19 protein-coding genes and 1 pseudogene are annotated in these 22405 nt (G+C 60.5%); 6 read left to right on the forward strand and 14 right to left on the reverse strand.

The window, feature by feature from the left end; genetic code table 11:
• Positions 1 to 95: 95 nt before the first annotated feature.
• From B5E43_RS08020 to B5E43_RS08030, 3 genes are all read left to right on the forward strand, one after another.
• Positions 96 to 2360 carry a glycogen/starch/alpha-glucan phosphorylase gene (locus B5E43_RS08020; RefSeq protein WP_087395517.1) on the forward strand — a complete coding sequence of 755 codons (2265 nt, stop codon included), beginning with the start codon at positions 96 to 98 and terminating at the stop codon, positions 2358 to 2360.
• Positions 2361 to 2478: 118 nt separating this feature from the next.
• A complete protein-coding gene (locus B5E43_RS08025; protein ID WP_087395518.1) occupies positions 2479 to 2967 on the forward strand; it encodes an RNA polymerase sigma factor in 489 nt (162 codons plus the stop codon).
• A complete protein-coding gene (locus B5E43_RS08030; RefSeq protein ID WP_087395521.1) occupies positions 2964 to 3866 on the forward strand; it encodes a DUF3298 and DUF4163 domain-containing protein in 903 nt (300 codons plus the stop codon). The genes B5E43_RS08025 and B5E43_RS08030 overlap by 4 nt, the downstream gene beginning before the upstream one ends.
• 74 nt (positions 3867 to 3940) lie before the next feature.
• On the opposite strand, the gene B5E43_RS08035 is transcribed toward B5E43_RS08030, so the two are convergent.
• The 4 genes from B5E43_RS08035 to B5E43_RS08050 all read right to left on the reverse strand — a co-directional run bounded on the left by B5E43_RS08035 (position 3941) and on the right by B5E43_RS08050 (position 10000).
• Complete coding sequence (locus B5E43_RS08035) at positions 3941 to 5251, reverse strand: MATE family efflux transporter (protein ID WP_242964766.1); 1311 nt, start codon at positions 5249 to 5251, stop codon at positions 3941 to 3943.
• Between the two features lie 308 nt (positions 5252 to 5559).
• Positions 5560 to 7167 carry a CTP synthase gene (locus tag B5E43_RS08040; RefSeq protein ID WP_087395527.1) on the reverse strand — a complete coding sequence of 536 codons (1608 nt, stop codon included), beginning with the start codon at positions 7165 to 7167 and terminating at the stop codon, positions 5560 to 5562.
• A 165-nt stretch (positions 7168 to 7332) separates the two neighbouring features.
• Complete coding sequence (locus tag B5E43_RS08045; RefSeq protein WP_087395530.1) at positions 7333 to 8820, reverse strand: DUF1846 domain-containing protein; 1488 nt, start codon at positions 8818 to 8820, stop codon at positions 7333 to 7335.
• Positions 8821 to 8980: 160 nt separating this feature from the next.
• On the reverse strand, positions 8981 to 10000 hold the full coding sequence (locus B5E43_RS08050) for an ATP-binding protein (RefSeq protein ID WP_087395532.1): 1020 nt from the start codon (positions 9998 to 10000) through the stop codon (positions 8981 to 8983).
• Positions 10001 to 10372: 372 nt separating this feature from the next.
• On the opposite strand from B5E43_RS08050, the gene gap reads away from it, so the two are divergent.
• Positions 10373 to 11383, forward strand: a complete 1011-nt coding sequence (gene gap / locus B5E43_RS08055) for a type I glyceraldehyde-3-phosphate dehydrogenase (protein WP_087395535.1) — start codon at positions 10373 to 10375, stop codon at positions 11381 to 11383.
• Positions 11384 to 11636: 253 nt separating this feature from the next.
• Positions 11637 to 11966 (forward strand): helix-turn-helix transcriptional regulator, encoded by a 330-nt coding sequence (locus tag B5E43_RS08060; RefSeq protein WP_087395538.1) that lies wholly within the window; start codon positions 11637 to 11639, stop codon positions 11964 to 11966.
• A gap of 52 nt (positions 11967 to 12018) precedes the next feature.
• On the opposite strand, the gene B5E43_RS08065 is transcribed toward B5E43_RS08060, so the two are convergent.
• The 10 genes from B5E43_RS08065 to B5E43_RS08110 form a co-directional block, all read right to left on the reverse strand.
• Positions 12019 to 12831 (reverse strand): Mrp/NBP35 family ATP-binding protein, encoded by an 813-nt coding sequence (locus B5E43_RS08065; RefSeq protein WP_087395542.1) that lies wholly within the window; start codon positions 12829 to 12831, stop codon positions 12019 to 12021.
• Positions 12832 to 12930: 99 nt separating this feature from the next.
• Complete coding sequence (locus B5E43_RS08070) at positions 12931 to 15240, reverse strand: penicillin-binding transpeptidase domain-containing protein (protein ID WP_158099001.1); 2310 nt, start codon at positions 15238 to 15240, stop codon at positions 12931 to 12933.
• A gap of 39 nt (positions 15241 to 15279) precedes the next feature.
• Positions 15280 to 15792, reverse strand: a complete 513-nt coding sequence (locus B5E43_RS08075; RefSeq protein WP_087395547.1) for a rod shape-determining protein MreD — start codon at positions 15790 to 15792, stop codon at positions 15280 to 15282.
• Positions 15793 to 15831: 39 nt separating this feature from the next.
• Positions 15832 to 16674, reverse strand: a complete 843-nt coding sequence (gene mreC / locus B5E43_RS08080) for a rod shape-determining protein MreC (RefSeq protein ID WP_087395549.1) — start codon at positions 16672 to 16674, stop codon at positions 15832 to 15834.
• Positions 16671 to 17273: a Maf family protein gene (locus B5E43_RS08085; protein ID WP_087395552.1), complete on the reverse strand. Its 603-nt coding sequence runs from the start codon at positions 17271 to 17273 to the stop codon at positions 16671 to 16673. Before B5E43_RS08085 ends, mreC begins: the two co-directional genes overlap by 4 nt.
• Before the next feature lie 4 nt (positions 17274 to 17277).
• Positions 17278 to 18159 carry a DUF2262 domain-containing protein gene (locus tag B5E43_RS08090; protein WP_087395556.1) on the reverse strand — a complete coding sequence of 294 codons (882 nt, stop codon included), beginning with the start codon at positions 18157 to 18159 and terminating at the stop codon, positions 17278 to 17280.
• A 47-nt stretch (positions 18160 to 18206) separates the two neighbouring features.
• The gene (gene dut / locus B5E43_RS08095; RefSeq protein WP_087395559.1) at positions 18207 to 18656 is read right to left on the reverse strand and encodes a dUTP diphosphatase; all 450 of its coding nucleotides are present in this window, start codon (positions 18654 to 18656) and stop codon (positions 18207 to 18209) included.
• A gap of 32 nt (positions 18657 to 18688) precedes the next feature.
• Positions 18689 to 19393, reverse strand: a complete 705-nt coding sequence (locus tag B5E43_RS08100; protein WP_087395565.1) for a hypothetical protein — start codon at positions 19391 to 19393, stop codon at positions 18689 to 18691.
• A 39-nt stretch (positions 19394 to 19432) separates the two neighbouring features.
• Positions 19433 to 21517 (reverse strand): U32 family peptidase, encoded by a 2085-nt coding sequence (locus B5E43_RS08105; RefSeq protein WP_087395569.1) that lies wholly within the window; start codon positions 21515 to 21517, stop codon positions 19433 to 19435.
• Between the two features lie 78 nt (positions 21518 to 21595).
• Entirely contained in the window at positions 21596 to 21907 is a 312-nt protein-coding gene (locus tag B5E43_RS08110) for a cell division protein ZapA (RefSeq protein ID WP_087395572.1), read from the reverse strand.
• Between the two features lie 257 nt (positions 21908 to 22164).
• Here B5E43_RS08110 and B5E43_RS08115 point away from each other — a divergent pair.
• A pseudogene (locus B5E43_RS08115) lies at positions 22165 to 22405 on the forward strand (DNA replication protein DnaD); the annotation flags it as partial.

Below are 22405 nucleotides of genomic sequence, written 5' to 3' on the forward strand. Positions count from 1 at the left end.
TTGACGCAGGCTGGTGTAGACTGATATACTGTCGCCAGAACAAAAAGTGGAATTAGTTCCGACCTGGGTTAGGTCGAAAAGGGAGAGTATCACAGATGCAACTAAACGAACAGGTATTTCAGCTGACTCAGGAGCGGTTTGGCCGCTCCCCGGATCAGTGTGACGATCATCAATTATATGAGGCCCTGCTGCTGCTGACCCGGCGCATGGCCGAACAGCGCCCTGCCCCCCAGGGGGAGCGGAAGCTGTACTATTTCTCAGCGGAATTTCTGGTGGGCAAGCTGCTGTCCAACCAGCTGTTGGCCCTGGGGCTGTATCAGGAGGTCAAGGAGCTGCTGGCGGGGATGGACCGGGATCTGGGCGTCATTGAGTCCCTGGAGCCCGAGCCCGCTCTGGGCAACGGCGGTCTGGGCCGCCTGGCCGCCTGCTTTTTAGATTCCATCGCGGCTCTGGGCCTGCCTGGTGACGGGGTGGGACTGAACTACCACTACGGTCTGTTCCGCCAGCACTTCGTCCACAACAAGCAGACGGAGGAGCCCGACACCTGGCTGGAGGGGGAAAACTGGCTGATTCCCACCGGGAAGCGCTTTTCCGTCCCCTTTGGAGGTTTTACTCTGAATGCGGTGCTCTATGATATGGCGGTGCCCGGGGCGGGAAATGAGACGGCCAACCGGCTGCACCTGTTTGATTTGGAGGAGCCGGCCCCCCTGCCCTGGGTGGGCATCCGCTTTGACAAGGGGGACATTGCCCACTGCCTGACCTCCTTCCTCTACCCCGATGACAGTGACCGGGCCGGTCAGCTGCTGCGGGTGTACCAGCAATATTTTATGGTCTCGGCGGGGGCGCAGCTCATTCTCCAGGAGCTGGAGGAGCGGGGCTACTCCCTGGAAGAGCTGGCCGAGCGGGTGGTCATCCAGATCAATGACACCCACCCCTCCATGATCATCCCTGAGCTGATCCGGCTGCTCACCCAGCGGGGGATGTCCTTTAACCAGGCCATCGACCAGGTCAGCCGCACCTGTGCCTACACCAACCACACCATCCTGGCTGAGGCCCTGGAAAAATGGCCCTTGGACTACATTCAAACAGTGGCTCCCCAGCTGGTGCCCATTCTCCTGGAGCTGCACCGGCGGGTGGAGGAGATTCACCACGACCCCAAGGTGTCCATCATTGACGGGGAGGGTAGGGTCCATATGGCCCATATGGATATCCACTACGGCTTCTCCGTCAATGGCGTGGCCGCCCTCCATACCGAGATTTTAAAGAACTCGGAGCTGAAGGCCTTCTGTGACCTCTACCCCCAGAAGTTCAACAATAAGACCAACGGCGTCACCTTCCGCCGCTGGCTGGAGGCCTGCAACGGGGAGTTGACGGCCCTGATTGACCAGTGTGTGGGCCGGGACTGGCGCCGGGACACCACCAAGCTGGAGGGGCTGATGAAGTTTGCCCAGGACCCATCGGTGCTGCAACGGCTGCTGGATATCAAGCAGCACAATAAGGATCGGCTGTGCCGGCTGCTCTGGTCGGAGCAGGGGGTGGAGCTGGATCCCCAGTCGGTGTTTGACATCCAGATCAAGCGGCTGCACGAGTATAAGCGTCAGCAGATGAATGCCCTGTATGTCATCCATCAGTACCTGGAGATCAAGGCCGGACGGCTGCCTCGGCGTCCCATCACCGTCCTCTTCGGGGGCAAGGCGGCGCCCGCCTATGTGATGGCCAAGCACATCATCCACCTGATTTTGTGCCTGCAACAGCTCATTGAGTCGGACCCTCAGGTCCGTCCTTGGCTCCGTCTGGCCATGGTGGAAAATTACAACGTCACCTGGGCGGAGGCCCTGATCCCCGCCTGCGATATCTCCGAGCAGATTTCCCTGGCCTCCAAGGAGGCCAGCGGGACGGGCAATATGAAGTTTATGGCCAACGGAGCGGTGACCCTGGGCACCATGGATGGGGCTAATGTGGAGATCGCCCAGCTGGTGGGAGAGGAGAACATCTACACCTTCGGCGCGTCCAGTGACCAGGTGATCACCCTGTACGCGGAGGAGGGCTACCAGCCCCTGTCCTATTACCACCGCCCCCAGGTGGAGCGCCTGGTGGACTTTTTGGTGTCTCCGGAGCTGTTGTCGGTGGGAGACCCTGCCAGCCTGTCCACCCTGTGGAAGGACATGAAGAGCAAGGACTGGTTTATGGCCCTGTTGGATGTGGAGGATTATATTGCCACCAAGGAGCGGGCGCTGGAAGACTATGAGGACCGGATGGCCTGGGCGAAGAAAATGCTGGTGAACATCGCAAAATCCGGCTATTTCTCCTCCGACCGCACCATCCGGCAGTATAACGAGGATATTTGGCGTCTGAAGTGAACCCGGCGCCTAAGCCGAAACCCCGGTCCAACGGGCCGGGGTTTGGTTTTTTGCCAAAAAGAAAACTTTTTTTTCATGTAGTCCGTCTATTGATATGACGGGGGAAAGGAGGCGCGGGATGGACCCGGCAGTGCTGCAGCAGGAAGTAGAAGAAGAAATTTTGCGCTCCTATCAAATGCTCTACCGCTTGGCGTACACCTATGTAAAAAATCCGGATGACGCCATGGATGTGGTGCAGGAAAGTGTATACAAGGCCATCCAAAACGCCTCCGGCGTGCGCAGCCGGGGAGCCATTAAGGGGTGGCTGTGCCGGATCGTGGCAAACACCGCGTTGGATTTCCTTCGTTCCAGGGCGCGGGAGGTGCCGGTGGATCAGGTTCCGGAAACCGGCCGGGAGGACACCTATCAGGATCTAGATACCCTCCGGGCCCTGGAGCGGCTGGAGGAGCGGGAGCGCACCGTAGTTGTTTTGCGTTTTTTTGAGGATATGAAGCTTCAGGATATTGCCCTGTCCACCGGGGAAAATTTAAACACAGTCAAGACCATCCTCTATCGGAGCCTGAAGAAGCTCAGGATCCAACTAATGGAAGGAGAGTCATTTTCATGAGGGAAGACCGCTTGGAGTCTATGCGAAAGGAATACCATGAAATCCCCATCCCGGAGGATCTGGAATTTCAGGTCCGGGCCAGCATCCAGCGGGCCAAGCGCGAGCAGGGGAAGGAAAAGCCGACCAAGGGAAGGGTATATCGCCTGTGGAAACGCACCGGACTGACCGTGGCGGCGGCCATGATCGGTCTTGTGGTGCTCACCAACGCCAGCCCAACGGTGGCCTATGCCATGGAGCAGGTGCCGGTGCTGGGGGCCATCACCCGAGTGTTCACCTTCCACACCTATGAATACCAGGGGGACAAGACCTCTGCCCATATTGAGGTGCCTCAGGTAGAGGGCGGAAGCCAGGAACTCAACGATGCCATCGTGGCCTATACTGACACCATCATCCAGCAGTACCAGCAGGATGCGGGTCTGTACCAGGGGGAATCTCAGGGTGAGACCGACCACTATACTCTGGATATGACCTATACTGTGGTCACAGACAGCGACACCCTGTTTGCTCTGCGCTTTGACCAGACCCAGATTATGGCTAGCGGAACAGAATCCGTCAAGGTATATGCGGTGGATAAAGCCACCGGACACATCTTATCTCTGGCCGACCTGTTCCAGGCGGACAGCGATTATCTGGGCGTGCTTACCCGGGCCGTACAGGAACAGATGGCCCAGCAGATGGAGGCGGACCCTGCTGTCTACTACTGGCTGGATGACGAGGTGGAGGAGTGGAACTTCACTCAGCTCCCCTCCGACACTGATTTCTATGTGAATGAGGCGGGGGATCTGGTGCTGGTCTTTGATGAGGGGGAGGTAGCTCCCATGTATATGGGGATGGTGGAGTTTACCATTCCCGCTCGGGACCTGAAGGGCATTGCCCAGGGAGACTACCTGGGCTCATAAATTCGTCCAAGATAAAAACAAGGACCATCCCGGCCATACAGATGCCGGGATGGCCTTTTTTATTGGTGTTGGAGTTAAAGCTGGCGCCGGACGCGGAGAAAGAGGGCTAGGGCAGCCGCTGCTGTGAGCGCTTCCGCGATGGGGAAGGCCAGCCACAGTCCGGTCAGACCCCAGAGGCGGGGGAGCAGGAGGGCCAGGGGGAGGATCAAAAAGTAGCCGCGCAGCAGGGAGATCAGCTGGGCAGGGCGGGGATGGTCGGTGGAGGCAAAGAAGATGGTGGTCAGCAGGTTCATGCCTGCCCAGGGGCAGGCGATAAAGTAAAGGCGCATTCCCTGAACAGCCATGTCCTGGAGGAGTGGGTCGCCCTCCTGGTTAAATAGAGCGGAAATAGGGCCGGCCCCCAGGGAGGTACCCAGGCAGATCAGGGCGGACAAAATCAATACGGTAGCGGAGGCGTAGCGGAGAATGGAGCGGATGTGAGGGTGGTCGCCGGAGCCGTAATAGCCGCTGAGCAGCGGCTGAACCCCCTGGGCTACTCCATTATAGATGGCCAGCACCACCAGGGAGAGGTTGGCTACCACCCCGTAGGCGGCCACCCCAGTGCTGCCCTCCAGAGAGAGCAGTACGGCGTTAAATACCACCATCACCACGCCAGAGGACAGCTCCGAGAGCAGGGAGGGAACGCCGGCAGCGGCACACAGGCCCAGCAGATGGGGGGAGGGGGCACAGCGGACAGGTCGGAAGGTGTTGTGATGGCCCAGGAAGAAGGGGGAGAGGACGGCCAGACTGATGACGGGAGCCAGGCCGGTGGCAAAGACGGCGCCGAAAATCCCCATGTTCAGGGGGACCATGAACAGGTAGTCCAGCACGATGTTGGACAGGCTGCCAGTGACCATGGCGGCCATAGAGCGCTGAGGGGCACCGTCGTTGCGGACAAAGCACAAAAGCAGGTCATTGAGAAGAATGGCGGGGGCGAAGAGAAGAAGGATGCGTATGTAAGTCTGGGTCATGGGAAGAACGTCCCCTTCCGCACCCAGGAGAACGGCCAGGGGACGGGAGAAGAACAGCCCGCAGCTGAAAAAGAAGAACGCGGCAGCCCCGGCCAGAGCCAGGACATGAGTAAAGGCGGCGCTGGCCTTCGCCTCCCGGCCCTGGTGTTTCAAAATGGTAAAGCGGGTGGCTCCGCCCATTCCCAGCATCAGACCGAAGCCATGGATAAAGCTGAAGACGGGGATCGCCAGATTCAAAGCGGCTAGGCCGTTAGAGCCCAGGGTGTTGGCCACAAAAAAGGTGTCCGCCAGGATGTAGCAGGACAGGGCCAGCATCCCCAGGACGTTTAAGGAGCAATAGCGAGCAAACAGGCCAAAGCAAGATGAACGGTTCACGGCAAGTCCCTCCTTCCGGACAAAAAAGAAAACGCCTCAGCTTTCCACCTGCGAAGCCTATCGGTGAAAAGTTGGGCGCGTAATCCCCCCGACCCGGCGGCCAGGGAGCGCTATATTTGGTTCGGCTCCCATCATAGCGGATTGGGAGAAAAAAGTCAACCCCTGCGGGAAGGAGAATTTTGGCGGCGGAGAGACGGCACATACCGCCTCCCCGCCGGGAGAATCCGTGCTCCTGATACTGTTTGGCTGCGGCGATAAAGTCGCGGAACAAGGGATGGGCCTTATTGGGCCGGCCCGCGCTGGGAAGGTCAGTGCACCTGGCAGTGTTTGGCCGCGGCAATAAAGTCGTGGAACAAGGGATGGGCCTTATTGGGCCGGCTTTTCAGCTCCGGGTGGAACTGGACACCCACAAACCAGGGGTGATCGGGCAGCTCCACGATCTCCACCAGCCGTCCGTCGGGGGATAGCCCGGCCAGACGCAGGCCGGCCTGGGTGAGGGCCTGGCGGTAGTCGTTGTTGAACTCGTAGCGGTGGCGGTGGCGCTCCTGGATCTCATCGGCCCCGTAGGCCTGATAGACCATGGTATCCTGGCTGGTGATCCGGCAGGGATAGGAGCCCAGGCGCATGGTGCCCCCCTTGGCGGTGACCCCCCGCTGGTCGGGCATCAGATCGATGACCGGATGGGAGGTAGTGGGGCTGAGCTCACTGGAGTGGGCGTCGGTCATGCCGCAGACGTGGCGAGCAAATTCCACCACGGCCATCTGCATTCCCAGACAGATCCCCAAAAAGGGAACCCGGTTGGTTCGGGCGTAGCGCACGGCGGAGATTTTTCCTTCAATACCCCGGTCCCCAAAGCCGCCAGGCACCAAAATCCCCTGGCAGCCATCCAAAATTTCTGCGGCGTTGTTGTCGGTGACGGTCTCGGAATCCACCCAGCGTACCCTTACCTTCACATCATTTTCAATTCCCCCGTGGGTCAGGGCCTCCACCACAGAGAGATAGGCGTCGTGGAGGGCCACATATTTGCCCACCAGAGCGATCTCCACTTCTCCTTTGGGGTGTTTGGCCCGGTGGACCATGGTGGCCCACTCGGTGAGATCGGGCATGTGGCAGATGAGACCCAGCCGCCGCACCACCACGTCGGCCAGTCCCTCCCGCTCCAGCATGAGGGGCACCTCGTAGAGGATGGGGGCGGTGAGGTTGGGGATGGCGTTTTCCCGGGGGATGCCGCAGAACAGGGCGATTTTATCCAAAATGTCCCCGGGGACGGGGGAGTCGCTGCGGCAGATGATCACGTCGGGCTGGATGCCCAGGGAGAGCAGCTCCTTGGCCGAGTGCTGGGTGGGCTTGCTCTTCAGCTCCCCGGTGCCGGGGATGGATACGATGAGGGAGACATGGAGGAACATCACGTTCTGGCGGCCCCGCTCGGCGGCCACCTGGCGGATGGATTCCAGGAAGGGCTGGGACTCAATGTCGCCCACAGTGCCGCCGATCTCCACGATGGCCACATCGGTGTCGGGGGTGTCCAGGGCGTAGATGTGGGCCTTGATCTCGTTGGTGATGTGGGGGATGATCTGGACGGTGCCGCCCAGGTAATCGCCCCGCCGCTCCCGGTTGAGCACGTTCCAGTAGACCTTTCCCGAGGAGACGGAGGAGTGGACGGTGAGGTTTTCGTCAATGAAGCGCTCGTAGTGGCCCAAATCCAGGTCGGTTTCCGCGCCGTCGTCGGTGACAAAGACCTCTCCGTGCTGATAGGGGCTCATAGTTCCGGGGTCCACATTGAGGTAGGGGTCCAGCTTCTGGACCTTGACCCGCAGGCCCCGCTGCTTGAGCAGGCGGCCCAGGGAGGCGGCGGTGATCCCCTTGCCCAGGCCGGAAACCACGCCTCCTGTGACGAAAATAAACTTTACTGCCATGTTTGATCCCTCCATGTATTGATGTAGTATGGGGCGGTTGGAGAAAAAATCATACCAGGCTGCGCCGCAAGACCCGGACCCGGGCGGGAACGACCGCCGGCGGCAGCCGGAAAAAAGGGTAAGGCGCCCTCGGGAGAACCGTCTCCCGGGGGCGCCTCCTTGCGCTTATCGGTGATAAAGATTGTTGGTCTGGTACTGGGGCTCGCAGGTGAGCTGCAGGCCCAGCTTTTTGTAGGTGACCTCGTCGGCGGGGGAGAGGATGACGGAGCAGTGGGCCTGACAGCCCTTGAGCAGGTCCAGAACCTTCACCGCCTCCGCCGCCTTGGGCTCCAGATTCGCGGAGGCGGCCAGGGCGATGAGGACCTCATCGCTGTGGAGACGGGGGTTGTTGGAGCCCAGATACTGGACCTTAACGGTCTGGATAGGCTCGATGGCACTTTGAGCAATGAGGTGTACGCCGTGTCCTCCCGCTCCGGAGAGCTTCTTCAGAGCGTTGAGCAGGGCGGCGGCGGAGCAGCCCATCAGGTCGGAGGTCTTGCCGGTGACGATCTCCCCGTCAGAGAGCTGGATGGCCATGGCGGGCTCGCCGGTCTCCTCCGCCAGACGGTTGGCCGAGTCCACCACCGGGCGGATCTCCGGGGTAATGCCGGCCTGCTGCATCAGCAGCTCCAGCTTGTACACCGTGCAGTCGGCCCCCTTGCCCTGGCGGCGCTCGCACAGGGCGTCGTAGTACCGGCGGATGATCTCCTGCCGGGCGGCCTGCTGGCAGGCGTCGTCGTCAACGATGCAGTTGCCCGCCATATTGACCCCCATGTCGGTGGGGGACTTGTAGGGGCAGGAGCCGGTGATCTTTTCAAACATAGCGGCCAGAACGGGGAAGACCTCCACGTCCCGGTTGTAGTTGACGGTGGTCTGGCCGTAGGCCTGGAGGTGGAAGGGGTCGATCATGTTCACGTCGTCCAGGTCGGCGGTGGCGGCTTCATAGGCCAGGTTCACCGGGTGCTTCAGGGGCAGGTTCCAGATGGGGAAGGTCTCGAACTTGGCATAGCCCGCCACAGTGCCCCGCTTATGCTCGTGGTAGAGCTGGCTGAGACAGGTAGCCATTTTCCCGCTGCCCGGGCCGGGAGCGGTGACCACCACCAGAGGACGGGTAGTCTCCATGTACTCGTTTTTACCGAACCCCTCGTCGCTGACAATTTTGGCGATGTTGTGGGGGTAGCCGGCGATGGGATAGTGGCGGCAGACCTTGATGCCCAGGGCCTCCAGCCGCTGCTGGAAGGCATCTGCGGCGGGCTGGCCGGTGTAGCGGGTGACCACTACACCGCACACAGGCAGGCCCCGGCCCCGAAAGATATCGATGAGGCGGAGCACATCGCTGTCGTAGGTGATGCCCAGGTCGCCCCGGACCTTGTTTTTTTCAATGTCTCCGGCGTTGATGGCAATGATAATTTCCGCTTTGTCCTTCAACTGCTCCAGCATCCGGATCTTGCTGTCTGGCTCAAAGCCGGGAAGGACTCGAGAGGCGTGGTAGTCATCAAAGAGTTTGCCTCCAAACTCCAGATACAGCTTGCCCCCGAATTGGGCGATACGGTCCCGGATGTGCTGGGATTGCATGTGCAGATATTTCTGGTTGTCAAAGCCCTGCTTGGCCAAGACGATCCCCCCTGACGGTATAAAATCATAAGAGTGGTGGAAAAAACACCAGGCTATTTTACATCGGCTGCCGGGTAAGCGTCAAGAGCTTTTGGGAAATAAACTCTGGCCAGTCCAACAAGCAACAGCCGCCCGGTGGGCGGCTGTGAGAACGATGAAGTTAGTCGGGGTCCTCCACCTGAAATACATCGGTGGAGAGCACGTCGGCCAGTCCCACCAGTAGGGGAGACAGACCGGCATCTGTCTGTAGGTGGGGTGTCTGTAGGGTGAGGTTGGAGGATATGGGGGCGGTGGGGAGAGAGATGGCCAGAAGAGGAGAGTTGGTGAGCAGAATGGAGCCCTTGTGCAGGGCAATGATCTGCCGAGCGATGGCCATGCCCAGTCCCGCCCCGGCATCAGGCTGGGGGAGAAGCTGGTCGGAATCCTGGGCCAGCATGGCAGCCAGCTGGCGCTGAGTGGGGGCATCACCCGAGCGGGACAGGGTCAAAATGGCTTGGGCCCCCGACCGAGAGAGCGATAGAGAGACATACTTTTGACTGCCTCCTGCCGTCCGAACGGCATTGGTAATTAGCTCCAGCAGCAGACGGCGCAGTAGCTGTGGGTCACCGGGGATTAACAGGGAGGAGGGAGCTGTCTGTAGGGAGAGGGTGACTTGAGAGAGGGCCAGCAGGGGGGCTGCGCAGTCCACCACCTGGCGGCACAGGCCGGCTAAGTCCATGGAAACCGGATGGAAGGGCAGCGTGCCCTGGGCAGAGAGGCGAAGGGTGTCCATATTGTCCAGCAGGCGGAAGGTCTGATGGAAGGTTTTCCGGGCGGCGGCCCGGTCCAGGGGGCGGTCCTGTTCCCAGGTGGTGAGGAACTGGCCCAGGAGGGTGCGCAGCTGGCGCAGGGCTCCTTCCAACTGGGCGTCGGTGAGAGCGGCTTGGGGCGCAGGGGAAAAGAGCAGCCATTGCCCCTGGGGAGCGGGAAGCAGCTGATAATTGTAGCTGCTCAAACCCGCGGTAAACAGGCCCGATTGGGCACAATCACCCTGAGGGAGCTCCACGGGTAAAGGGGCTCCCTCCTTTAGCTGGGGTAGAAAGTGAAGTGCCATAGGATTAGCGGCAGCCACATTCCCTTGGCTTATCAGAACAGCGGCGCCGGGAAAGGCGTCGAAACAGATACGGCTTTGATCAGACATGATGCTCCTTCGCACAGCCCAATGGGGTGTGTAGTGATGAAAGAATTTAGATTCGGCGTATAGGATGTGCCGTAGGCGGACGGCCCATGTTATAAAATCAGTATAGCAAAGATTTCCAGATGCAACAAGCCAAATATAAAAAAAGTAGAATAGAGACGAAAAGATAGGAAGATAGCGATTAAGCGCAGGAAACGGAGGAAAAGCCTCTTAAGATTGGCCTTACTTGCGGTATGGCTAATTTTAAAGGAAAAAATTTCAGAATTATGGGAAAAAACACACTATCAAAAACATTAAAAAAAGGATATAATATAAAGCACACAAGCAAAAGCAACCTAAACTGAAATGAATATGATAAAGAAGGAGCAATTCAACATGAGCATCAAAGTTGGCATTAATGGCTTTGGCCGCATTGGCCGTATGGTGTTCCGGGCCAGCCTGAATCACCCCGAGATCGAGATCGTGGGCATCAACGATCTGTGCCCCGCCGACTACCTGGCTTACATGCTGAAGTATGATACCATGCATGGCCACTTCGAGGGGACTGTGGAGAGCACCGAGAACGCCATCATTGTTAACGGCAAGGAGATCCCCATCTCCGCCGAGCGCAACCCCGCCGACCTCCCCTGGGGCAAGCTGGGTGCTGAGTACGTGGTGGAGTCCACCGGCCTGTTCCTGACCAAGGAGAAGGCTCAGGGCCACCTGGATGCCGGCGCGAAGAAGGTTGTTATGTCCGCCCCCTCCAAGGATGACACCCCCATGTTCGTCTGCGGCGTCAACCTGGATAAGTACACCAGCGACATGAACTTCGTGTCCAACGCCTCCTGCACCACCAACTGCCTGGCCCCCATTGCCAAGGTCCTGAACGACAACTGGGGCATCACCGATGGCCTGATGACCACCGTTCACTCCACCACCGCCACCCAGAAGACCGTTGACGGTCCCTCTCTGAAGGATTGGCGCGGCGGCCGTGCTGCCTCCGGCAACATCATCCCCTCCTCCACCGGCGCCGCTAAGGCTGTGGGCAAGGTCATCCCCGAGCTCAACGGCAAGCTGACCGGTATGTCCATGCGTGTTCCCACCCTGGACGTGTCCGTGGTGGACCTGACCGTGAACCTGGCCAAGCCCGCTAAGTACGAGGAGATCTGCGCTGCCATGAAGGCCGCCTCCGAGGGCGAGCTGAAGGGCATCCTGGGCTACACCGACGAGGCCGTTGTGTCCTCCGACTTCCTGGGCGACACCCGCACCTCCATCTTCGACGCCGATGCCGGCATTGCTCTGACCGACACCTTCGTGAAGGTCGTGTCCTGGTACGACAACGAGATCGGCTACTCCAACAAGGTGCTGGAGCTGATCAAGCACATGCACTCCGTGGACCACAAGTAAGCAAAACCCATTGCTTCATCGTTCTGGCGCCGCCCGTTTGGGCGGCGCCTTTTTTGTTCCCCTGAAAGCCAAATCAGAAAAAAGAGGAATTTTCCATAGCGGAGTTGGGACCTGTCGCTTTCTGCGAGTATTATATTCAAAAACTAAATTTTATTTTGTCTAATTATGTAATTAAAAAATAAAAATATTTAATTTGTAGATTATAAACAATTAAATTGCGGATTTGAGCATACTTGTCCTAGAGGTGAAAGGGATGAGCTATGAGATTCGGGCCAAAGAGTGGATTACAGATCATGATGTAAAGCAGAAAAAGTTAGCCGAAACCTTTCAAATCACGGAAGCGATGCTCAGCAACTATCTCACGGGCCGGAATGAGATGCCGGTGGAGATTTTGGTCAAGCTGGCCAGGTATTTTCATATCACGGTGGATTATTTGGTGGGGCTGAGTGATGAGCCTCAGCCGCCCATGCGTCTGCGTGAGGGCGAAGAAAAGCTGGTGGAGGATTTCCGCACCCTCTCGCGGGAGCAAAAGGAACTTATCCTGAAAAACATCCACTTCATGCAGGAACAAAACCAACGATAAAACCCCCGGACCCATGTGGGTCCGGGGGTTTTCCCGTCAATTGGGTTTGGTTTTACTTGTCCAGATTGGCGGCCACGTCTTCCAGATAGTTCTTCTCCACCTGCTCCACCTTGCCCTGGTCAAAGAGGGCGGCCAGAGCGGGGTCGATGGGCAGACGGGCCAGGACGGGCACGCCCAGCTCCTCGGCCACCTGGTCCAGATGGCTCTCACCGAAGATGGTGTGCTTGCTGCCGCAGTCGGGGCACTGGAAGTAGCTGTAGTTCTCCACCAGGCCCAGAACGGGAATGCTCATCATCTTGGCCATGTTCACCGCCTTGGTGACGATCATGGAGACCAGATCCTGGGGAGAGGTGACCACGATGACACCGTCCACGGGCAGGGACTGGAACACGGTCAGGGGCACGTCGCCCGTTCCGGGAGGCATATCCACGAACATATAGTCCACGTCGCCCCACACCACATCCTGCCAGAACTGGGTGACCACACCGGCAATTACGGGGCCGCGCCAGATCACCGGATCGGTCTCGTTGGCGGTAAGGAGGTTCAGGGACATCAGCTTGATCCCCTGGGTGGTGACAGCGGGGTCGATGCCGGTATCGGTGCCGGTGGCTTTTTCGTGGATGCCGAAGGCGGTGGGGATGGAGGGGCCGGTGATGTCGGCGTCCAGGATGGCTACCTTCTTGCCCCGGCGGGCCATGGCCACGGCCAGGGAGGCGGTGACGGTGCTCTTGCCCACTCCGCCCTTGCCGCTGACCACCGCGATCACGCGCTTGATGCTGGACTGGGCATTGGCAGGGACGTGCATGTCCCGGGAGGAGCAGTTGGAACTGCAGCTGGAACAGTTATGGGAACAGGATTCAGACATAGTGTAGGCATCTCCTTGCGTATTTTATGGAATATTCCAAAAATAAATCAGTTCAATAAAATAGTGTATCCCTTTTTCTGGTTACCGTCAAGGGAAAGGTCAGCGGATCATGGTATTTTCCAGTAAAAGTTCCTCCCGGGTCTCTTTGGAGGAGAAGTAGTAGGAGAGGATATCGGAGGCGATGGCAGCCAGCTCCGAACCGCTGCCTCCGTGCTCCACCACGATGGATACGGCGATTTCCGGGTCGTCGTAGGGGGCAAAGCAGACAAAGACGGCGTTGGACTCGGTCTGCGCACTGATCTGGGCGGAACCGGTTTTGGCGCCCACCTCAACCCCTAGATCGCTGAAGTACCGGGCCAGGGAGGTCTGGGTCAGCTCCAGCATGCCCAGCTTGACAGCCTCCAGGTTTTTTTCCTGGATTTCAATGGTGTCCATGACCTGGGGCTCATAGGTGTAGAGGACCTGGGAAAAGTCGTTGGATTTGACCTCCTTGAGCAGGTGGGTGGAGTAGCGGGTGCCCCCGTTGACCAGAGTGGCAATGTAGTTGGCCAGCTGGATGGGGGTGACCTGGGTGCTCTCCTGGCCGATGGCCACGGACAAAGTGCTGCCCTCGTACCAGGTGCCGCCCAGGCTCTCGGTAAATTCGGGCCCGGCCATGACACCGGCAGACTCGCTGAGCTCAATGCCCGTTTTCTGGCCCAGGCCAAACATGGAGGCATACTTTTCCAGGGTTTCAATGCCAAGCCGGCGGCCTACATCATAGAAGAAATAGTTGCAGGAGTTGGTGATGGCCTGGGTCACGTTTTGGTTGCCGTGGGTGCGGCCCCCGTTCTGGCGGTAGATCCAGCACTTGGGCTGTGGGCTGGAATAGTAGGTATAGACGCCCAGGTCCTTAATGATGGTGGAGGGGGTTATGATGTCCTCCTCCAGTCCGGCAATGGCGGTGATCATCTTAAAGGTGGAGCCGGGGGGATATAGACCGTTGAGGGCCCGGTTCAGCAGCGGGTTTAAAGGGTCGGCGGCGTATTCGTTGTAGTTGCGGCTGTAGTTGGCCAGATCATAGGTGGGATAGGAGGCGGAGGCCAGCACGTCTCCGCTGTTCACATCCAGCACCACGCAGGCAGCGCCCTCCACCTCTTTACTTTCCAGTTCGGGCAGGGAGGAGGCCAGAATGTCCTCTACCGCCATCTGCAAATCCAGGTCCAGGGTGAGGACGATGTTGTCCCCCGGCTCGGGCTCGGTCTGCCAGGTCTCAGAAACAATCTTGCCGTTGGTGTTCCGCTCCACCTTTTTTACACCGGAGGTGCCCCGGAGGTAGGACTCAAAGGCCAGCTCTACCCCCTGCTTGCCCACGGTGTCGTCCATTTCATAGTCCGCGGTGCCGTCGCCGTCCAGGTCCACCGTCTTGTAATACGCCCACTCGTCGGGGCTCATGGCGGCCACCCGGCCCAGAATATGGGCGGCGTAGGTGGTGTGGTACTCCCGAACAGTGGTAGCTTCGATGTTTACCCCGCCCAGAGAGAGCTCCTTCACCCGGGAGATAAAGTCGATGCTCACATCCTCGGCAAAGATATAGGTGTTCCAGGTGATCCCCTTGGAGTAGAGGTATAGCTCATAGAGCACGCCTGCCACCGCCCGGGCATCGGCAGGGTCCATGTCGCCGATGTTCAGGGTGGGAACCTCCTCGCCGGCCGCTTTGGCGGCGTCGGCGTCCACCGCCCCCTCTCCGGAAATGGAGAAGGAGGCGCACATCTTACCCAGCAGATGTTCGGCGGTGGGCAGGGCGGAGGAATCTTCCTCCTGGACGGGGGCGGAGGTATTCCCGTCTGGGGCAGTGCCAGTAAAGAAGGCTTTGATGCGCTGCCATAAGCTGGGTTCGGGGGCGGGAGTAGGCTCCTCCTCCGTTGCTGGCTCAGGGTCCTTGGTGGGGTCCTCCTCCAGCCACTTCATGGTCAGTGCCAGCCTGCCTAGCTTGGTCAGGGTCTTGGTCTGGTTGCCCTCCTCGTCGGTGGAGACGGTGTAGTAGGGATTTTCTGTGGTGAAGACAAAGGGCTCCTCAGTGGAGATGGGCAGGGTGTCCGTCCATTCCACACCATTTTCCCGGGCAGCTCCAATGAGGGCAAGGATGGTAGCGTTGCGTTCCTCCGGGGTTTCTCCCATGTGGTTGAGGTCCAAGGTAACCTGGTACACCGCCCGGTTAGACACCAGTACCCGGCCGTTGCGGTCCAGAATCTGGCCCCGGGCAGCCTCCACCGTCTGGGTCTCAGCGATTTTATATTGGGATTGATTGTAATAGGTCTCGCCGTTGTTGATCTGAAGGTCGTAGAGGGTGGCGCCCAGGGACAAGAAAACCAGGGACAACGCCACCACCACCGCCAGTACCCGGCGGCGAAATTGCTTGGTATCCAAAGGGAAACACCTCCTGGGGAACAAAAAGGGAACGGGGAACTAGGCCAGCTTGGTCCCGCCAACCCGGCGGTAGACCGCCCGGAAGAGAAGATAGAGAAAGGGGGTCCAGGCAAAGGAGAGGCAAAACTCCGGTACAGCCACCTGAAGCAGCTCAGGGAGGGTGGCCAGGTCACGAAGCAGGCCGGAAGCCACATGGAGACCACTCAACACGGCCAGAACCCCGCCGCAGCACAGCAGACAGCCGGGTAGGGTCTGGGACAGGGCCAACTGGGCGGCGGTACCGGTGGCGGTGCCCATCAGAGCCAGGAAGAAGACAGAGCCGCCAAAGCCCCCGGGGTAGGCCACCTCCCACAAAAGCCCCACCGCCATGCCAAAGCCGGTGCCGACATAGGCTCCCTCCAGCACCGCCACCGTCACTGCTGCCACAGGCAGCAGGGTGGGGGTGAAGCCGAAGAGGGGATAACGGGGAAGAATATAGGCGTCTAGCAGCCACACCGGCAGCAGGGCCAGGGCATAGACAAACCATTTGTGGATGAGATCCCGGCGGGTCAAGGTGGACCACCTCCTGTGTGAGAGACTTGGGATAAAGGGTTACTCCACAATGTCAAAATCCTTAATGATGAATACCTCGATGAGGGAGGAGAAGTCCACGTCGGGGACGATGACGGCATACCGGGTCATACCCGAGGGATCGGTAAAAACCCCTTCCACGTGGCCCACCACCAGGCCGGAGGGATAGATGTCCCCCTTGCCCGAGGTGACCACCTCGTCCCCGGAGACCAGCTGGGCCCCTTCGGGGAGATAGCTCAGGCGGAGCCGGCCCTGGTTCATCAGGGCAAAGTTGCCCTCCAGGATACCGGCGGAATAGGTGCGGGTGACGATCCCGCCCATCTCAATGTCGGTGTTGATGATGGTGGAGACGGTACACCAGTTGCTGCCCACCGCAGACACCACCCCTACCAGCACGCCGGTTTCGGTAATGACGCAGTTACCCGCCTGGACCCCGGACGCGGAGCCCTTGGACAGGGTGAGGGTGGACTCCCAGTTGTCGGTGGACCGGGCGGTGACCCGGGCTGACTCAAAGGTGAAGTCCCGGCGCTTTTCCTGTAGTTCCAGCAGCTGCCGCAGCTGTTCGTTCTCCCGGCTGGCCTCCTGGCCCTCACGGACCTCCTGCTCCAGCTCGGCCACCTGCCTTTGCAGATCACTGAGCTGGTCGTGGAGCTCCTGGTAGTGGAAGACATAGTCGTATACCCCTTCTGCCCAGTCGGTCACCGCCGCGATAGCGCCCCGGACAGGGGTGGTGACGGTGTTGAAGACATTAGAGAGGGGATCGGCGTTTCCGCCCATGAGGGCGGAGGTCACCCCAATGAGAATGGACAGCAGCAGGGCGATGATGAGCAGCAATATTCCGTTGTGGCGGAGAAAGTCTTTCACATTGATTGCTCCTTCTGCAGGGAGTGGGTCAGCGGGTCAAGGCCCAGCTGGGCCAGCATCCGGCCCAGCAGGCATAAAGGCAGGCCCACCACATTGGAGTAGTCCCCCTGGATGCCCTCCACCAGCAGGGCGCCCCGGCCCTGGATGCCATAGGCACCCGCCTTGTCCATGGGCTCTCCGGTGGCGATGTAGGCGTCGATTTCAGGGGCGGTAAGGGGACGGAAGCGGACGGCGGTGGCCTCGTGCCGGGTGAGCACCTGCCCCTCCCGGCAGAGGGTGACCCCGGTATAGACGGTGTGGGTGCGGCCGGAGAGGGCGGTGAGCATCTCCCGGGCCTGGTCTGTGCTGTGGGGCTTGCCCAAAACCTGGCCGTCCACAGCCACCACCGTGTCGGCGGCGAGGATCATATCGCCGGGGCCGGCGGTCTGGGAAATCTCCAGGGCCTTTTGCCGGGAGAGCTCCTCCACCAGCTGGGCCGGGGTCAGCTCCGGATGGGGTAGCTCCTCGCCCCGGGCGGGGCGAATGAGAAAGTTGGTCAGGCCGATCTGTTCCAGCAGTTCCCGGCGGCGGGGGGACTGGGAGGCCAGGATGATAGACATGGTCTCAGCCCTCCATGTGGACCTGGGAGGGACCATCCGACAAGGTGCCCACCACGCGCAGGGAGTGCTCCCACTGGTAGTCCCGGTCATGGAACCAGAACTCAAACCGGCCGTCCCCCCAGACCTGGAGGGACTCCGGCTCCATCCGGTCCATAAAGTCCTCCCGGGTGAGCTCCTCCGGCTCCTCCCCCGCCTGGGCCTCGTCACGGGCCCAGGCGTTCATCTGGTCCAGCAGAGAGTCGGCGGTGAAGGTGCGCAGGCGCTCGTCCCACTTTTGGGCGTCGGATACCATGGACAGAGCGGCGGCCTGGGCGGCCTTCTGCTCCTCTTCCGGCCCGTTGTCGTAAATCAATTGGATGTCCTGACCCAGCCACTCCCCGTCGGCCTGGAACCAGTTCACCGAGCGGTTGAGGACAAAGGTGCCCAGCCCCTCCACCCACTGGCTGACCTCCTTTTTCTGCTCATCCAGAATGGCCTTCAGTTCCGGGTCCATCATGGGGGTGGGCAGGCCCACCAGCAGAAAACGGTCATCCTCCAGCCCCTGGCGCACCCGGGCCTGAATAATGGAGTCCCGGGGGGCACGGCGGCGAAGGTAGTCCAGCAGGGTGTCGTCGGCCAGAGCCACCAGACAGGTGTCCTCCTGGTGGATGGGGCCGTCCTCCTCCCGCCAGGCGGTGAGGGGGAGGGTGACCGTGCGGTACTCTGCGTCGGGCTCCTTCTCGCCACCGAAGCTGTTGGCGCCAGTGACCGCCAGGATATCAAATTCCTCACTGCCAAACTGAGCGGCCAGGGCGGCGGCCTCCGGGTGCTTGGAGGGGAGAGGGGCGGCCTCCGGGGCGGGGTCAGGCTGAGGAACGGGAGATTTCTTTCCAAAGAGCTTAAACATGGGCAAACACTTCCATTTCTATATCCGATTGAGCCAAACAGGGAGGATCAGGTTCCGGTGGACCCAAAGCCTCCCGCCCCCCGCTGGGTGGCGGGCAGCTCCTCCACCAGGGAGATCTGGGCCTGGATGACGGGGGTGAGCATCAGCTGGGCGATGCGGTCCCCGGGCTGGATAGTGTAGTTCTCCTGCCCAGAGTTTTGCAGGCCCACCAGGATCTCTCCCCGGTAGTCGCTGTCTATGACGCCCACGCAGTTGGCCGGGGCAATGCCGTGCTTAATGCCCAGGCCGCTGCGGGCAAACACCAGAGCCACGTAGTCCGCCGAGGGCAGCGCGATGGCGATGCCTGTGGGGATAACCGCCCGCCCCCCTGCGGGGATGGTCACCGGGGTATCGGTGCAGGCGTGTAAATCCATGGCCGCCGCACCGGGGGTGGCGTAAAAGGGGGTGGGGATCTCCCGGCCGATCTTAGGGGAGAGGGCTTTGATCTTCAATTCCATAAAAACTTCCTCATTGTATTGATATAAATGGGTCAGTGGGCGGCGGGGCGGGCAGTCCCTCTGGCCTGGAGAAAGGCGTGCCAGGTCTGGGAGAGCCCTTCGTGCTCCACTTGGCGGGGTTCAAAGTGCATGCAGTGAAAGACCAGGTCCATCACAATGCCGGTGCCGAAGACGGTGATGGCCGTTCCGATTCCCGGCGGGACGCCCAGCCCTACGCTGGCGGCCAGCACGGCCCCCAGCAGAACGATGTTGATGCTGCCGATGGAAAAGCGGGGTAACCGCCGTCCCAGAGCCACCAGCATGGCGTCCCGGGGACCGCAGGACAGCCCCGGGCGCATGTAGAGGACAGCACCCACACACATGACCACCAGGCCCGCCAGCAGCAGAAGCAGCTGGGGCAGCAGGGCGGTTTGGAGGGGGACGCAGTCCATCCAGAGAAAGAGGTCCATGGCCCAGCCTACCACCAGGGCGTCCAGGATGGTGCCCAGGCCGATGGGCTCCCGGAGGAGCAGGTCCAGCACCACCACGGCCAGGGAGATGGCAATGGAGGCCGTGCCATAGGAGATGGCGGTGTGGTTGGACAGCCCCAGATTCAGGGCGTTCCAGGGGGACAGGCCGATGTTGGCCTGCATCTGCAAATAGGTGCCGAAGCTATAGACAACCAGACCGGCGGTAGCCGCCACGGACCGCAGTCCCCGGTCCTGAAAAAAGGCGGAGAGGGAAGAAGAAGGGTGCATGGGAAAAAACCTCCACAGAGTAAAGGTGTTGAGTCTATGTTATTCCACGTCCCGGTAATAGAGTCCCCGGGTGTATTCGTTGGGCTGATAATTGCCCCGGCCCAGATATCGTTCCACTACCCGGGTGCACTCCAGGGGACTTTCGGTGGTAAACATCAGCCGGATCCCCCACAGGCCCAGGCGGGCGTAATCAGAGGCCTTGTCGGCCAGGAAGAGCTTTTTGCCGTTTAAAATTTCATTCCGGCAGCCCCAGGCCTTCACCACGGGGAAGCGCTCCCCCTTCCGGTCCACCAGCTGGTTTTGGTTGGCACAGGTGTGCTGGCCGGTGTGGTTGTGGATGATGCAGTTTTCCGTGATCATCAGGGGCAGGCGTCCGTAGGCGATCATCTCCAGGGGGATGGCCTTGGACAGGTCCCGGATCTGGGGGAGCTTGAGCTCGAAAGAGGCGGTGGCCCCCACAAAGCCCAGGCGCTTTAAGTCCTTGAGAGTTTGGCTGTTGTAAACTCCCAGACCGAAGTCCCCCCGCACCTGGTAGCCCAGCTGCATGGCACGCCGGGCCACTCCCAGGGTGCCGGCCAGGGCCTGTTCCACCCCCAGGTGGCGCAGGATGACCAGATCGGTCTCCATGGCCTGGGTCTCCCCGTCGGAGCAAATGCGGGGCAGCCGGACGGCGGGCTCCACCCCCGCCTTGCGGCAGCGCTCCAGCACCTCGGGGTGGGCGGCGGCCTGGTCATGGGGGAGATAGAGCAGGGCAGGCCCCAAATTCAGCAGCTCCTGGGTCACCTGGTCCAAATCGGACACGGAGACGGTCAGGCGGGGGGGCTGCTTGGGATTTTCGTACCGCACCCCAGGGCGGTAGGGCTCCCGGCGGCGCTGGGGCAGCTGCACCCGCTGGGTAGATAGCTCCTCCAGACAGCGCCGGCGTAAATCGTTCAGGGCGGACAGGGGGAGGGAGAGCCCCTCCTCCACCTTGGCGGTGACTTTTTGGCAGGCGTAGGGGGTGCCTCCCGTGCGGGAGAGCTGTCCCTCCACCTTCTCCCGGGTGAGGGGGACGTTCCGGGCCGCCTCGGGCACCGGACCCTCCACCCGGGCCACCCGGCCCTCCTTGTCCTCCACCGCCACCTGGGCGGGCTTTCCAGCCTCAATGAGGGCGTACAGGCGCACCGGCTCCTTCCGGTTCTCCCCATTCTCATAGGTGGCCCGGGCCTGGGCGTACAGATCCCGGGGCTCCTTCTCCTCCTGGCGGGTGCCGAACATCTCCGGCCCCTTTTTCCCCATGAAGTACCCGTCAGTAAAACCCTGGCGGGAGAAAGCCTGCTCCAGCTGTTCCAGCTCCTCCCGGGTGGGCTCCCGGCCCTCCCGGAGGGCAGCGGCGTAGATGCGGGTGACGATGGCCACATATTCTGGCCGCTTCATCCGCCCCTCCAGCTTCAGGCAGGCCACCCCCATCTCCTCCAGCTCCTTCAGGTGTCCGGCCAGGGACATGTCTTTTAGGGACAGGGGGTAGGAGTCGGCCTTGGCCCCCCAGCCGTATTTCAGCCGGCAGGGCTGGGCGCACAGTCCCCGGTTACCGCTGCGGCCCCCAATCACAGAGGAGAGGTAGCACTGCCCGGAATAGCACATGCATAGTGCTCCATGACCGAAAACTTCAATCTCAATGGGAGAGTTGCGGCAGATGTAGGCGATCTGGTCCCGGCTCAGCTCCCGGGAGAGGACCACCCGACTGATGCCAAGATCGGCGCACAGCTTCACCCCGTCCAGGGAGTGGACGGTCATCTGGGTGGAGCCGTGGATGGGCAGATCGGGGACGGTCTGGCGCAGCATGCGCATGACCCCCAGGTCCTGGACGATCACCGCGTCGATGCCGATGACGCTGGCGTGGGCGGCCACCTCCGCCGCCCCCTCCAGCTCCCGGTCGGTGAGCAGGGTGTTCAGGGTGAGATGGACCTTGCAGCCCCGGAGATGGCAGTAAGAAACCGCCGCCGCAGCCTCCTCGGGGGAGAAGTTTTTCGCGTTGCGGCGGGCGTTGAAATTTCCATATCCAAAATAGACGGCCCCCGCCCCGTTCTGCACGGCGGCGGTCACCGACTCCATAGAGCCGGCGGGAGCCAGCAGCTCCAGCATGGAGATCCTCCTTCCTGGTAAAGCCTGTCCCTCTTGTGAAGGGGGACAGGCGCGGCCCGGCTGGGCCGGACAGTATTCTTATTTCCGGTTTTGCAGCTTGAAGATCTCCCGTTTAGCCTCGGAAAGCTCCATTTTCAGCCGGCTGGCCTCCTCCAGACCCTCCTTGATCTGGCGGCGCAGATTTTCTGCCGCCTCCTGCTCCCGGAAGTATTCATCGGCGATGTTCATGGCCGCCAGCACAGCGGCGTCCGCCTGGGAGATCCGAGCGCCGGACAGCTCCCGGAGCTGGGCGTCCACGTGGTCGGCGCACTTGCGCACATAGGCCTCATCCTCCACAGCTACCATGGTGTACTCCCGGTCGGCAATGGTGACCACCACTTTATTTTTCATCGGAACCCCTCCCAAATGTCTCTTCTGTGGCTACCCTACAGGCATAATAACCCAACTTTAACCCTCATTATAACACACCCGTCTCCGTTTGAAAAACAAATAATCCATGAATTTTTTTCTTTTTGCAAAATAAGGAGCGGGAAGGGGAAGACGGCGGAATTTCCTGTTTACGAACCGAGGGTTTTGCTGTAAAATGATAAAATGATGCGATAGCCGCCCGGGGCGGCGGAAATGAGAGAGAAAGGGGGGCGGTGACGGTGGCGGAGACCTTAATACCCGGTGAAATACTGGCCATGACCGGCCCGGCGGTGGACCGGCTTTTGAAGCTGGACAGCGGCGACGCCGCTCTTCTGTACTTATATCTCCTGCGTCGGGGGACAAACAACCGTCCCCCCTGGCCTCTGGAGCGGCTGGACAAGGCCATGGAGGCATTGAAAAGCCAGGGACTGGCCCCCCGGGAGCTGCCCCTTCCCGACCCCGTCCCCCAGGAGGTCCCGC

Source organism: Flavonifractor sp. An100 (genome assembly GCF_002161175.1).
In the GTDB taxonomy this organism is placed as follows: domain Bacteria; phylum Bacillota; class Clostridia; order Oscillospirales; family Oscillospiraceae; genus Lawsonibacter.